The organism is Methylosinus sp. LW4, assembly GCF_000379125.1.
Taxonomy (GTDB): domain Bacteria; phylum Pseudomonadota; class Alphaproteobacteria; order Rhizobiales; family Beijerinckiaceae; genus Methylosinus.
On the sequence record NZ_KB900626.1, the window covers coordinates 3,143,516 to 3,156,383 of the forward strand.

The following is a 12,868-nucleotide window of genomic DNA, read 5'->3' on the forward strand; positions in this document are numbered from 1 at the left end:
CCTTCAGCCGCCGATCAGCAATCCGGCGGTCGTGGCGCTCATGCTGGTGGCCAGCGTGCCGGACAGAATGGAGCGCAAGCCGAGACGCGTGATCTCCGCGCGCCGGCCGGGCAGCATCACATTCAGCCCGCCGACGAGAATGCCCATGCTGCCGAAATTGGCGAAGCCGCAGAGCGCATAGGTGAGAATCAGCCGGCTGCGCGGCGACAGCGCCTCCACGCCGAGCGCGCTCATGTCGCGATAGGCCACGAACTCGTTCACCACCGTCTTCGTCGCCATCAGCGCGGCGGCGGTCGGCGTCTCGCTCCAGGGCACGCCGATCAGCCAGACGATGGGGCGGAAGGCATAGGCGAAAGCGAGCTGCAGGCTCGGCCTCTCGCCGCCCAATTGCGGCAGATGCGCGAGCGCCATATTGGCGAGCGTCACCAGCGCGATCGTCGTCAGCAGCATGCTGACGACGCCGACGAGCGGTCCGACGCCGTCGGAAACGCCTTTGACGATGGCGTCGAACGCCCCTGTCGGCGGATTCTCCACGGTGAGCCGCGCTTCGGCATTGTCCTTATAGATGTCCCAGGGCGACATGACCGCGGCGACCGCTATGGCGGCCGGCGTCGCGATCACCGAGGCGATGAGAATATGGCCGAGCGCATCCGGCAGGAAAGGCGCGACGAAGCCGGCGTAGATCACCATGACCGTGCCGGCGACGCCGGCCATTCCGCAGCTCATCAGCGCGAACAGCTCGCCGCGCTGCATGCGCGCGAGATAGGGGCGGATGAGCAGCGGCGCCTCGATCATGCCGACGAAGATGTGAACGGAGGCGCCCAGCGCCAGCGCGCCGGACAGCCCCATGGAGCGCCGCAGCAGAAAGGCGAAGCCGCCGGCGACGCGCTGCATCACGCCCCAGTAGAAGAACAGCGAGGCCAGCGCCGAAATGGTCAGCACCATGGGCAGCGCCTTGAAGGCGAGAATGAAGCCGGCCCCCGGCGTCTTCTCCTCGAAAGGCGCGGGGCCGCCGCCGAGATAGCCGAAGACGAAGCCCGAGCCCGCCTCGGTCGCCTTCTGCAGCGCCTCCGCGGCGTCATTGGCGAGCAGCACGGCCTGCTTGGCCGGCGGAAAATGCGTGAGCGTCAGAGCCGCAGCGAATTGCAGCGCCAGCCCGCCGAAAACGACGCGCCAGGGAATGCGCCGACGATCCTCGCTGATCGCAAAGGCAATGAGCAGGAAGCAGAGAAAAGCGAGACAGGAACGAACGATATCCGCCATGGGGCTGCGTTTCTCCGATCGGCGCGGGGAGGCCGCCGCGGCGATGCAATTTTCAGGTCCAGACGCATTCCGGCGCGACCGGCTTCGTCCATTCGGAGCGTTTTCCACGCGACCTGTGGCCTTCGCCACATCCCTCGGGAGCGAGCCGAGCGACAGTTCGGAGGCGGGCGATGCTTTGCGACCGCGTTCCAACATCCATCCAGGGAGGATGACATGAAGCTCGATCTCTCCAATTTCCATTTTCCGGCCGGCCTCCGCGCCAAGGCCCTGACGCTGGTCATCGGCGTCGCGCTCGGCGCGATGGCGCTGTCGCTCGGCGGCTGCTCCTGCACCGACCCATACGGCAACGAGATGGACTGCCCCGGCGCCTACTGAACGAAAGACCTCGAGAAAGCCGCCGACCGGACGGGCGTGGCGGCTCAGAGGGTCGCCCGCTCGCCGCTGGCGACCCAATGCTCGAAGTCGCCGAGCTTCTTGAACGGAAAGGCGGGGAGCGCTGCGTCGCGGCCGCGGATCGGCGCCTCGACGACGGCGTGCGGCGGCCGCAGCCCCGCGGCGTCGCACGTCTGCGCGGAGACGAGCGCCACGCAATCCATCTCTTTCGTCAACGACTCCAGCCGCGCGGCGATATTGCCGGTGTCGCCCAGAAACTGCAGCGACTGCCGGTCCGTCGGGCCGACGGCGCCGACGATGGCGAGCCCGCTGTGCAGGCCGACGCCGAAGGCGAGCGGCGCCTCGAGATCATCCGCGAAATCGCGGCTGACGCGGCGGATCGCGCGCCAGACGCCGCTCGCCGCGCGGAGCGCCGCGCGGGCGCCTTCGGCGGCGTCGCCGTCCAGCCGAAACAGGCTCATGACGCCATCGCCGGCGACGCTGGTCACATGGCCGCCCTCCGCCAATATGGCGTTGGTGGTCGCGCGAATATAGGCGTCGACGATGTAGATCGCGTCATAGGGCAAGCGGTTGGCGGCGAGCTTCGTCGAGTCGCGCAGATCGACGAACATGGCCGTCACGAAGAGCTCGCGGCCCTGGTCGAGAAGAACGCACAGCCCGTCGAGCGGGCTGTCGGCCGGCAGCATGGGATAAACGCCGATATCGCAGCTCGGCCGCGTCTGGCAGGCGAGGCGCACGCCCTCCGGCGCGCCGATCTGCGCCAATGTGGCGCGCTCCGCAGGGCCGGGCGGCGGCAGCTCCGACGCGCCATAGAGCACGCGAATGCGGCAGGTGGAGCAGCGCGCGCGCCCGCCGCAGACGGAGGCGTGCGGAATGCCCTTGAAGCGGCTGGCCTCGAGCACGGAAAAGCCGAAAGGCGCGCGAATGCTGCGGCCGTCGCGATAGTCTATGCGCACTGTGTCGAACATGCGCTCGCGCATGTTGCGCAAGGCGCGCAGCAGCAGGACGACAGCGAGCAGCGCGAGATAGGATATCTGCAGATAGAAGATGATCGACGCGAGCATCGCCGGCACATGCGCATGCGGCGATCCTTTCGCCGGCGGGCCATGCGCCTCCATCACCGCCTCGTCCATATAGGCGCGCAAGATCAGCTCCCAGCCGGAGTTGAGCAGGCCCGCTATGGCGAGAACGGGCAGAGCGAGCGCGAGAAGAAGAAACAGAATCGCGCGACGGCGATACCAATCGCGATAGCGCAGCCACATGTGAATGCCGATGCAGCCATGCGACCAGATGAGGACCATGAGCAGAAATTGCCGCGGCAGGCCGAAGGTCGGATCGCTGATCCAGAAGTGATAGAGAATGCGAAAATAGGAATCTTCCAAGCCGAAGGCGAGCACGGCGACGCGCGTGTCGGTGACATGCGGCGCGAGCAGCAGCGGAATGGTGAGGCCGAGGCCGAGCTGCCATGCCTCTATCGCCGGCATGCGCAAATGCCGCCGGCGATAGAGCGCGAAAAGGCCGAGCGACATGTGAACGGTGAAGCAGAAGAGCAGCAGAGCGACGCCGAAGCTGCTGCGCCAGGGCGCGAGAATGACGCCATGCCCGATAGCCTGGAGATTGTCGAGAAAGAGCAGTCCGGTCGCGTGAGAGATGAAATGACAGGCCGCATAGGTGAAGAGCGTGAGCCCCGTGGCGAGGCGCGTGCGGCGCTCCAAATCGAAGTTGACACTCCAAAGCGACATGGACCATCCTTTGAAACGCTGACAAGACGAAATTTTCAGGAACGCGGGGCATGATACGAAAAAACCAGACGCTTGCACGCGTTAGTTTGTTCCGCTCGCTTTCCAAGGAGGAGATCGCGCAGCTCGACGCGCGCTGCGTCTGGCGCCGCGCCCAGGAAAAGGAATGCATCCTCAATTATAAGGACGACACTGCGGATATCTACTTCGTCGCCTATGGCGATGTGCGCGTGTCGATCCAGAGCGTCGCCGGCAAGGATCTGATGCTGCGCGTCATCAAGGAGGGCGAGTTTTTCGGCGAGCTCTCCGCGCTCGACGGCAAGCCGCGCTCTGCGGCGATCCATGCGATAACCGACACGGTGATCGCGCGCATGAGCCCGGCGATCTTCCGCGAGGTGATTCATCGCTATCCCAATGTCTGCGATCAGGTGCTCGAGACGCTGACCGGCGAGGTGCGCCGCCTCACCACGCGGGTCAATGAATTCACCAATCTCGACGTGCGCGGGCGCATTCACGCGGAATTGCTGCGGTTGGCGCGCAGCGACAGCGGCGGCGAGAATCGCGGCGTGATCTCGCCCGTCCCCACCCATGCGGAGATCGCCGCCCGCGTCAGCACGCATCGCGAGGCGGTCACGCGCGAGCTGAACCGGCTGGAGCGGGCGGGACTGCTGGAGCGCCGCCGCGGCGCCTTCGTGCTGCTCGATCTCGCCGAGCTCTCCGCCTCCGTCGAGGCGGCGCGGTAGCGAATCTCTCCCGCGGCATGGTCGTTGCTACCCGCGCAAGGACGCGGGGGAAGAGACCATGAGCAAGTTCATTTACGCCCATGCCGGCGACGCCGACTGGAAAAGCGCCTTGGCCTCCTGCCTGGAGCAGATCGAACGACAACGGGCCGACGCGCCCGCGCCCAATCTCGGCTGGTGCTATCTCACCGACTATTTCACCCAGGCGGCGAGCGATATTTTGTCGGCGCTGCGCGCGCGCCTGCCCGGCGTTCATTTCGTCGGGACGGTGGGGGTCGGCGTCGGCGCCGAGGCGGTGGAGTATTTCGACGCGCCGGGCCTCGCGATCATGCTGGCGGACCTGCCCGCCGAGGCTTTTGCGCTGTTTTCCTCTCTCGAGGCGCTGGAGGGGACGCCCGAGGGCTTCGAGCCCTTCACCGCGCTGGTCCACGCCAGCGGCGGCACGCCCGATCTGCAAGCCAAGCTGGAAGCCGCGAGCGCCAAGCTCACCACCGGCTATCAGTTCGGCGGCCTCTCTTCGGCGCGCAACAAGGCGCTGTGCATCGCGGACGAGGTGCTGGCCGGCGGCTTCACCGGCGTCGCCTTCGGGCCGCAGGCGACCGTGTTCTCGCGCGTGACGCAAGGCTGCCAGCCGATCGGCCCGCTGCGGACCGTCACCCGCGCGCAGGGCAATTACCTCGTGACCCTGGACGAGAAGCGCGCGCTCGACTGCGTGCTCGAAGATATGGGGCATACGCTCGACATAGACGACGCCGCGCTGCGGCTCGAGCTGGCGCAGACTCTGGCCGGAATCGTCGCCACTGGCGAGGACGCCTCCGCCAAGCCCGGCCAGTTCGGCGCCAATACGGAAGTGCGGCACATTGTCGGCGTCGGCCGCAAGGGCGGGCTGCTGATGATCGCCGAGCAGATAAAGGACGGCATGCGGCTCGCCTTCTGCAAGCGCAACGCCGAGGCGGCCAAGCATGATCTGCTCCGCATCGTCGCGGAGGTGCGCGCCCAGGCGGAGGCCGCCGGCGGCATGAGAGGCGCGCTCTATATCAGCTGCTCGGGGCGCGGCGGCCCGCATTTCGGCGAGCCCAACGCCGAATTCCGCATGGTTCACGAGGCGCTGGGAGGCGAGACGCCCTTGATCGGCTTTTTCGCCGGCGGCGAGATCGCCCGCCATCATCTCTACGGCTATACTGGCGTGCTGACGGTTTTCGCCGGAGCCTGAGAAAGAGGAAGCCCCAAAATGAGCGCCGAGCCGCGCGGCGAGGATCCGAGCCGGATCGTCTCCGCCTCCGGGGTTTCCATGCCCCGCATCATCTATGGCACGGCCTGGAAAAAGGAGCGCACCGCCGCGCTGGTGGAAGAGGCGCTGCGGACCGGCTTTCGCGGGATCGACACCGCCTGCCAGCCCAAGCATTACAATGAGCCGGGCGTCGGCGAAGGTCTGGCGGCGGCGCTCGGCGCCGGGCTCGACCGCGCGGATATTTATCTGCAGACCAAATTCACGCCCTTCGGCGGGCAGGACCCGGAAAACATCCCCTATGACGCCGCCGCTCCGATCGGCGAGCAGGTGCGGCAGTCCTTCGAGGCCTCGCTGCGCAATCTGCGCGTTGATCGTCTCGACGGATTGGTGCTGCACTCTCCCTACCCGGAAGACAAGGACACTCTCGAGGCTTGGCGCGCGATGGAGAGCCTTGCGGCGCAGGGCGGCGTGCGCCAATTGGGCGTCAGCAATTGCTATGAGCCGGCGCGGCTGAAGATGTTGTGGAAGAAAGCGCGGGTGAAGCCCGCCGTGATCCAGAACCGCTTCTACGCCAAGACCGGCTATGACCGCGAGATTCGCGCTTTCTGCGCGAAGCACAAAATTTTCTACCAGAGCTTTTGGACGCTCACCGCCAATCCCGAAACGCTGGAGAAGCCGGAGCTCGTCGCTCTCGCCGAAAAATATGGGCGCGGCCGGGCGCAGATTTTCTTCCGTTTCCTGACGCAGCAAGGCGTTCTGTGCCTCACCGGCACGACGTCGCAGGAGCATATGCGCGACGATCTGGCGATATTCGACTTTTCCCTGACCGCGAAGGAATGCGCGAGCCTGGACGCTCTGCTGACCAGCGCGCCCGCCTGACCAGCGTCGAAAGCGCGCGGAAACCGCCCTTGCATTCTCACGCTCGGCCGAAGATCATGCGGCGCGAGCGCGGGGGCGCGCGACGCGAACGTATCAGGGCGGCTGTATTTCCATGTCGAAGACGCTCGTTTCGGAAGATCAGAGTTTCTGGCAAGACCTCGACGACGAGGATCGCAATAAGATCAAATCCTGCGTGCAGCTGCGCAGAATTGCGCGCGGCGAGGCGCTGATCGAGCTCGGCGCGCCGTCGGAGACGCTCTATATCGTCAATTTCGGCCAGTTCGGCGTGGTCAACGCCGCCAATGGCGAGATTGTCGCCGAGATCGGCAAGGATCAGCTCATCGGCGAGATGGGATTTTTCACCCGCGAGCCGCGCGGCGCCAGCGTCGTCGCCATGCGCGACTCCGAGGTGCTGGAGATCGACCGCGCGCAATTCGACGCGCTGGTCGCGCAATTCCCCGATATGCAGCGCGCCGTCACACGATCGCTGGCCAAGCGCCTCGCCCGTCTCGGCGAGATCACGCGGCGCAATTTCCGCCAGAGCAGCCGCGTGCGCGTGATCGCGCTGATCGCCGCGGGCGGGGGATCTATCCCCGAAGGTTTCAGCGCGCGCCTGCTGCAAGCGATCAATGCGCGCGCCCGCGGCTGCGCGCGCGCCTCCGCCGATGCGCGCGCGCATTTCCCCAATGGCGCATTCGACCGCTACGCCGTCGCCGATTGGCTCGGCGCGCTCGAGCAGGAGAACGATTTCGTTCTCTGCGTCGCCGATGGCGAATTGAACGAATGGACCCGCGCCGTTCTCAATTCGGCCGATCTGCTGATCACGGCCGTCGCCGACGGATCGCCGGCGCTCGATCCGGTCGAGCAATTCGCGTTCACCCTCTTTCCCGCCAATCGCCGGCGCATCGTCAGGCTCTATCCGCATCGGCCGCAGACGCAGGAGCCCTCCGCGCCATGGCTGCGCGAGCGCGAAGTCTTCATGCTGCATCATGTGGCGATGGATTCGGGCGCGGATTTCGATTGTCTCGCGCGCTTCATCACGGGCCAGGCGATCGGCTTCGTCGCCGGCGCCGGGGGCGCGCTCGGCCTCGCCCATATCGGCATTGTGAAAGCCTTTCAGGAGGCGGGCGTCGTCTTCGATATTTTCGGCGGCAGCAGCATCGGCTCCGGCATGGCGGTGGCTTTCGCGCAATTGAAGACGCCGGAGGAGGTGGAGGCGGCGATTCATGAGATATTCGTGCAGAACGCCGCGCTGAAGCGCCTCACTCTGCCGAAATACGGACTGCTCGACCATACGATTCTCGAGGCGACGTTGGCGCAATCCTACGGCTCCATCGCCTTCGAGGATTTGTGGCGGCCGAGCTTCGCCATTGCGACCGACCTCTCCACCTATACGATGCGCGTGATCCGCTCCGGCCCCACATGGCAGGCGGTGCGCGCCTCCTGCGCCATTCCCGGCGTGCTGCCGCCCTTCTTCGACGAGGACGGCCATATGCTGGTCGACGGCGCCGTCTCCGACAATGCGCCGATCGCGCCTATGCATGGGCTGAAGAACGGCCCCAATGTCGTCGTGGACCTGCGCAACTCCGATCCGCGCCTCTATGACTTCGACTATCGCGCGCTGCCCGGCCGCAACGAGCTGCTCGCCTCCATGCTCAATCCGCTGCGCCGCAAGCCATTGCCCGATTGCCCCTCGCTGGCGGCCGTCATTCAGCAGGCGGTGTTCAGCAATATTCGCGAGAAGCCGGCCTTCTCCGGCGCGCTCGATCTCACCGTGCAGCCGCCGGTCTGTCCCGGCGCCAGCTTCATGACCTGGGACAAGCACCGCGAGGTCGCGGAATTCTCCTACAGATGGGGCCTCGAGACGATCGCCCGGCTGGAGGAGGAGGGAAACCCCGCCCTCGCCGAAATGCGCCGCCTGTCGCAGCCGAGCTGAACACGCGCGCGCCCACGGGCGCCCGCGCCATGCTCACGCCGCGTCGAGCGCGGCGCGCAGCATGGGCAGATAGCGCTGCGGATTTTCCAGCATCGGAAAATGCCCGCAATTCTCGAAGAGGACGAATTCCGCCTCCGGCAGAAACGCCTTCAGCGAATCGCCGATCGTCGCCACGAGATTATGGGTGGGATCGCTGTCGCCCCAGACGATCGTCACCTTGCGCGGGCTGGCGACATAGGGCTTTTCGGGCGTCGCCATCAAGGCCTGATAGGCGTTGCAGAGGCAAAAGCAGCCGCCGCGATCGAGGCCCGCGATCGCCTCTTCCGCTAGCTTCGGCGCGATGGAAGAGGTCGCCGGCGGCATGGCGACCTTATACCAATGCCGCGCCACCACATGATCGAGCGCGCGCATGAAGAACTGCCCGACATAGGGCCGCCGAATGAGATTCATGCGATCGGTTCCCGCCGCCCATTTCTGCGCCTGCGAGATCGAGACCGTCTGCTGCAGCATGAGATGACGCACGCGTTCGGGCCGCGCCGCCGAGAAGGCGACGCCGGCGAAGCCGCCGAGACAGGCCATGTCCAGCACCGCGTCCTTTATCTCCAGCTGCGCGAAAAATTCGTCGAAGACCTCGCAATAGCTCGGGACATCGAAGCGAAATCCCGATTTCACGAAGGATTGGCCAAAGCCGGGCGTCTCCACGCAAATGACGCGCGCATGGTTCGACATTTCGTCGATGATCGGCAGATATTGCTCGATGACGTTTGGCGGATCGGGCACGATCACCAAAGTCTTGTCACCGGCGCCGTTCTTCTGCGGCGCGATCAAAGTCCGCAAGCTCGCGCCGCGCGTCTCGATGAATTGGCCCTTCGCGCCATTCAGCGTCGGCCCCGCCTCGCTGCGAGCGGCGCGCGCGCGCCGATCCGCCCACAACCAGCGCGACATTTCGATTGCATCCATTTTTCTCGTCTCCGCTGCAATTCATTTCGGCGCGACGCGGATCGCGCTCGCCTGTCGATCCTATAGAGCGGACGCGCGCTCGCGCCCTGTGTGACAGCACACACAAATTCCTCGCCGACCCTTTTAACACCTCGGATCAGGCTCGGGCCGCTCGTCATCCCACAAGATGCGACGAGAGGGGTCGAGCGCAAGCTGAGCAGCTTGTCATCATGCAGAAATAATGTGACAACTTTCGTCACAATGTCGCCATGCGACGCCACCGCGCAGCACGGCCATCCGCATGAATAACGAGAGGCGCGGCGCGAATAGCGCGGACGTGCGGAAGATTTCGCGCGTCGTTTCCAGCGCGAGCAGCGCGGAAATTCTTTGCCGAAAGCGCGCGATATGAATTGGGAGAGACACATGACGGATACGAGATATATGCCCGAACATGCCGCGCGCGCTTTCGACGCGAAGACGGCGCGCCGACAGCTTTCGCTCGCGCAGCTATTGGGAGCGCGTCAGCCGAAGGACGCTTTCTTCGAGATGCTGTCGCGCCATCTTCATCAGGGAACGCTGATCGTTCGTCACAATGGCGTCGATCATCGCTTCGGCGCCGGCGATGACGCGCCGATCGTGCTGCGCGTGCTGCGCGACGATTTCTTCAGCCGCGTGCTCGCCTTCGGCAATCTCGGCATGGGCGAAGCCTTCATGGCGCAGGATTTCGAGGTCGAGGACGACCGTCTGGTCGACTGCCTCACAATGCTGTGCCGCGCCGGCCTGCACAAGAAGCTGCGCTCCGATTGGAGCTTTCTGCTTCGCTATGCCGGCATGCTGGCGAGCAATCGACTGCTGAGCCCGGCGACCAATGTGCGCCGTCACTACGACATCGGCGAAGACGTGTTCGACGCCTTTCTGCTCGATCGCTATCAGGTCTATTCCTGCGGCTATGCGCATTCGCAGGACGACGCCGCCGATCTCCTGCAGCAGCGCAAGCTCGATCGCATTTGCCAGAAGCTCGAGATCGAGCCCGGCCAGTCGCTTCTCGATATCGGCTGCGGCAAGGGCGGCATGCTGATTCACGCTGCGCTGAATTTCGGCGCGTGCGGCGTCGGCGTCACCAATAGCGTCGCGCATCATGCGCGGGCGCAGGAGAACGCCGCCAAATATGGCGTCTCCGATCGCGTGCGCTTCATCCTCGGCGATTATCGCGAGATCGAAGGCTCTTTCGATCGCATCGTCAGCGTCGGCATGCTCGAGCATGTGCGCGCCAAGGATTATCCCGCCTATTTCGGCGCCATAGAGCGTCTGCTCGCGCCGAAGGGCCGCGGCCTCGTGCATGTCATCGGCTGCAACACGGCGATCAATCGCCATGATCCCTTCATTCAAAAATACGTCTTCCCCGGCTCCGACACGCCGAAGCTCTCCGCCATGACGACAGAGCTCGAGAAGAATTGCCTCGCCATTCTCGACGTCGAGAATATGGCGCGCCATTACGCCGTGACTCTGCGTCGCTGGCTGGAAGCCTTCCGCGCCAATAGCGGAACGCTCGATCCAGTGCGCTACGACACGGTCTTCAAGCGCATGTGGGAATACTACCTCAGCTGCGGAATAGCTTCCGCCATGGCCGGGGACCAGGCGCTCTATCAGCTCCTCTTCACCAAGGATTATCACGCGCCGTACCGGCTGCAGCGCGTCTGATGCGCGATTTCATTTTTTACGGGGGTGCATATGTCTAAGGAAGCCAATCAGGATTTCGCGCGGCTGCGGGAGCAGGTCCGTCGCGCCGGATACGCCCGCAAGCTGACCGCCATCGGCATTGCCGAATGGCTGCTGTTCATCGCCCTGACGGCGGCGGGCGTTTCGCTCGTCATCGTCTCGGACATGCTCATCGTCAAGGCGATCGGCATGATTCTCGTCGCCTATGGCTGCATGGGCATGTCGACCAATGGCCACACCGCCTCGCATCATGCGATCAGCAACAGGCCGTGGGTCAACGAATTCATCATGTATTTCGACTTTCCGTTCTTCCTCGGCGTGTCGGGCAATTATTGGCGCCATAAGCATGTCGTCGTGCATCATCCCAATCCGAACGTCATCGGCGTGGACGACGACGCCGATCTGCTGCCGGTGTTCACGCTCAATGATCGCGACGTGAAGAAGGCCAGCGGTCTCGCGCGCTGGTGGTTCGAGCATCAGGGCTATTTCTTCCCCATCGTGCTGCTCGGCAATTCCTTCGGCGTCGCCTTCAAGGGCTGGCGCTTCCTGATCCGCGAGCTGCGCGACGACGAGCGTCGCAACTGGCAGAGCTGGCTCGATCTCGCCTGCATGATCGGACATTGGATCGTGTGGACGATCATTCCGATCTATTTCTTCGGCTTCGCCAATGTCGCGACCTTCTTCGTCGTGCAGATGTTCATGATGTCCTATGTCATGTTCGCGCTCTTTGCTCCGGCCCATTACCCGGAGGAGGCGATCCAGGTGACGAAGGATGCGACGCGCGACAATTATCTGATGCTGCAGACGGCGACGGCGGTGAATTTCGAGACGGGTCCGATCGGCCGGCTGCTGTGCGGCGGCGTCGATTTCCAGATCGAGCATCACCTCTTCCCCTGGATCAGCCCGCGTCACTATCCGCAGCTCGCGCCCATGCTGCGCCAGTTCTGCGAGGAGCACGGCTATCCCTATCGCTCGCAGGGCTGGGGGATCGCGACCTGGAAATCCGTCGTCACCCTCTTCAAGCCGAAGAAGATCGAGGAGGAGTTCCCCGCGGTTGAAAACCTGCCGCTCGCCGCTCACTATCAGCAGCAGAGCAGAATTCGCCGCGAAGCCGAGGCGCCGCTCGCCAAAGCCGAAGCCGCGAGACTGCCCGAAGAGAGCGTGACCGCATGACGAGAGCCGGCGACGGCGCAGTCGAAACGATGACCATCGCCGCGAGAGACGGAGCGTCTCTCGCGGCGACGCTGTTCTCGCCCCCGAGCGGGGACGGACCAATGGTCGTCATCGCCGGCGCCATTGCGGTGAAGCAGAAATTCTACGAGCGGCTGGCGCGCTTTCTCGCCGCGCGCGGATGCCGCGTTCTCACCTTCGATTATCGCGGCGTCGGCGCCTCCCGCCGCTTCGGCGCGCCCGGCGGCGGATTGCGCGCCTGGGGCGAGCAGGACCTCGCCGGAATCATCGACCATGCGGCGAGGCTCGCGCCGGCGGAGCCCTTGCGCGTCGTCTCGCACAGCGTCGGCGGGCAAATGGTCGGACTCGCCGACAACAACGACCGCATTCGCGCCATGCTGGCGGTCAGCACGCAGATCGGCGATTGGCGGCTGTGGCCGGCCCCGCGCAAATATGCGCTATGGCTGATGTGGCGCGCGCTGCTGCCGATCCCCGCCGCCCTGCTCGGCTATTTTCCGGCGGCGCGGCTCGGCCTCGGCGAGGATCTGCCCAAGGACGCCGCGCTGGAATGGGCGCGCTGGTGTCGCAGCGAGGCCTATTTCGTCGATGCGGCGGGCCGCCCCTTCCCCGGATGCTTCGACCGGTTCACGGGAGCGATTCGCGCGCTGACCATCGACGATGATTGGATGGCGCCGAAGCCGGCGGTGGAGGCGCTGCTGAAGCGCTACAGACGCGCCCATATAGAGCCGCTGGCGATTCGCGCCGAGGGGCGGGGCATGGGCCATTTCGGCTTCTTCCGCGACCCCGGCCGGCCCTATTGGGACGATTGCGCGCGCTGGCTGCTGGAGAATTGAAGCGG

The 12,868-nt window shown here is 65.1% G+C and carries 11 protein-coding genes; 8 read left to right on the forward strand and 3 right to left on the reverse strand.

Annotated features, from left to right (window positions below; all coding sequences use genetic code 11):
- Positions 1 to 3: 3 nt before the first annotated feature.
- Entirely contained in the window at positions 4 to 1,263 is a 1,260-nt protein-coding gene (locus METLW4_RS0115670; RefSeq protein WP_018267176.1) for a NupC/NupG family nucleoside CNT transporter, read from the reverse strand.
- A 213-nt stretch (positions 1,264 to 1,476) separates the two neighbouring features.
- On the opposite strand from METLW4_RS0115670, the gene METLW4_RS27845 reads away from it, so the two are divergent.
- Complete coding sequence (locus METLW4_RS27845) at positions 1,477 to 1,638, forward strand: hypothetical protein (RefSeq protein WP_018267177.1); 162 nt, start codon at positions 1,477 to 1,479, stop codon at positions 1,636 to 1,638.
- Positions 1,639 to 1,682: 44 nt separating this feature from the next.
- Here METLW4_RS27845 and METLW4_RS25060 read toward each other — a convergent pair whose 3' ends face one another.
- On the reverse strand, positions 1,683 to 3,398 hold the full coding sequence (locus METLW4_RS25060; protein ID WP_083919278.1) for an adenylate/guanylate cyclase domain-containing protein: 1,716 nt from the start codon (positions 3,396 to 3,398) through the stop codon (positions 1,683 to 1,685).
- Between the two features lie 50 nt (positions 3,399 to 3,448).
- Here METLW4_RS25060 and METLW4_RS0115685 point away from each other — a divergent pair, with 50 nt between their 5' ends.
- The 4 genes from METLW4_RS0115685 (at position 3,449) to METLW4_RS25065 (ending at position 8,181) form a co-directional block, all read left to right on the forward strand.
- Complete coding sequence (locus METLW4_RS0115685; protein WP_026191552.1) at positions 3,449 to 4,138, forward strand: Crp/Fnr family transcriptional regulator; 690 nt, start codon at positions 3,449 to 3,451, stop codon at positions 4,136 to 4,138.
- A gap of 58 nt (positions 4,139 to 4,196) precedes the next feature.
- A complete protein-coding gene (locus tag METLW4_RS0115690; RefSeq protein WP_018267180.1) occupies positions 4,197 to 5,348 on the forward strand; it encodes an FIST signal transduction protein in 1,152 nt (383 codons plus the stop codon).
- Between the two features lie 18 nt (positions 5,349 to 5,366).
- Entirely contained in the window at positions 5,367 to 6,245 is an 879-nt protein-coding gene (locus METLW4_RS0115695; RefSeq protein WP_018267181.1) for an aldo/keto reductase family protein, read from the forward strand.
- Positions 6,246 to 6,357: 112 nt separating this feature from the next.
- Positions 6,358 to 8,181, forward strand: coding sequence for a patatin-like phospholipase family protein (locus METLW4_RS25065; protein ID WP_018267182.1), 1,824 nt, complete (start codon positions 6,358 to 6,360; stop codon positions 8,179 to 8,181).
- Positions 8,182 to 8,214: 33 nt separating this feature from the next.
- Here METLW4_RS25065 and METLW4_RS0115705 read toward each other — a convergent pair whose 3' ends face one another.
- The gene (locus tag METLW4_RS0115705; protein ID WP_018267183.1) at positions 8,215 to 9,141 is read right to left on the reverse strand and encodes an alpha/beta fold hydrolase; all 927 of its coding nucleotides are present in this window, start codon (positions 9,139 to 9,141) and stop codon (positions 8,215 to 8,217) included.
- Between the two features lie 402 nt (positions 9,142 to 9,543).
- On the opposite strand from METLW4_RS0115705, the gene METLW4_RS25070 reads away from it, so the two are divergent.
- The 3 genes from METLW4_RS25070 to METLW4_RS0115725 are packed head-to-tail and all read left to right on the forward strand — an operon-like array spanning position 9,544 to position 12,863.
- Entirely contained in the window at positions 9,544 to 10,821 is a 1,278-nt protein-coding gene (locus tag METLW4_RS25070; RefSeq protein ID WP_020493745.1) for a class I SAM-dependent methyltransferase, read from the forward strand.
- 30 nt (positions 10,822 to 10,851) lie between these two features.
- Complete coding sequence (locus METLW4_RS0115720; RefSeq protein ID WP_018267186.1) at positions 10,852 to 12,012, forward strand: fatty acid desaturase family protein; 1,161 nt, start codon at positions 10,852 to 10,854, stop codon at positions 12,010 to 12,012.
- On the forward strand, positions 12,009 to 12,863 hold the full coding sequence (locus tag METLW4_RS0115725; RefSeq protein ID WP_018267187.1) for an alpha/beta hydrolase family protein: 855 nt from the start codon (positions 12,009 to 12,011) through the stop codon (positions 12,861 to 12,863). Before METLW4_RS0115720 ends, METLW4_RS0115725 begins: the two co-directional genes overlap by 4 nt.
- Positions 12,864 to 12,868: the final 5 nt, after the last annotated feature.

Coding starts and splice junctions, on each gene's coding strand:
- METLW4_RS0115670 (WP_018267176.1), bottom strand. CDS start 1,263: ATGGCGGATATCGTTCGTTCCTGTCTCGCTTTTCTCTGCTTCCTGCTC.
- METLW4_RS27845 (WP_018267177.1), top strand. CDS start 1,477: ATGAAGCTCGATCTCTCCAATTTCCATTTTCCGGCCGGCCTCCGCGCC.
- METLW4_RS25060 (WP_083919278.1), bottom strand. CDS start 3,398: ATGTCGCTTTGGAGTGTCAACTTCGATTTGGAGCGCCGCACGCGCCTC.
- METLW4_RS0115685 (WP_026191552.1), top strand. CDS start 3,449: ATGATACGAAAAAACCAGACGCTTGCACGCGTTAGTTTGTTCCGCTCG.
- METLW4_RS0115690 (WP_018267180.1), top strand. CDS start 4,197: ATGAGCAAGTTCATTTACGCCCATGCCGGCGACGCCGACTGGAAAAGC.
- METLW4_RS0115695 (WP_018267181.1), top strand. CDS start 5,367: ATGAGCGCCGAGCCGCGCGGCGAGGATCCGAGCCGGATCGTCTCCGCC.
- METLW4_RS25065 (WP_018267182.1), top strand. CDS start 6,358: ATGTCGAAGACGCTCGTTTCGGAAGATCAGAGTTTCTGGCAAGACCTC.
- METLW4_RS0115705 (WP_018267183.1), bottom strand. CDS start 9,141: ATGGATGCAATCGAAATGTCGCGCTGGTTGTGGGCGGATCGGCGCGCG.
- METLW4_RS25070 (WP_020493745.1), top strand. CDS start 9,544: ATGACGGATACGAGATATATGCCCGAACATGCCGCGCGCGCTTTCGAC.
- METLW4_RS0115720 (WP_018267186.1), top strand. CDS start 10,852: ATGTCTAAGGAAGCCAATCAGGATTTCGCGCGGCTGCGGGAGCAGGTC.
- METLW4_RS0115725 (WP_018267187.1), top strand. CDS start 12,009: ATGACGAGAGCCGGCGACGGCGCAGTCGAAACGATGACCATCGCCGCG.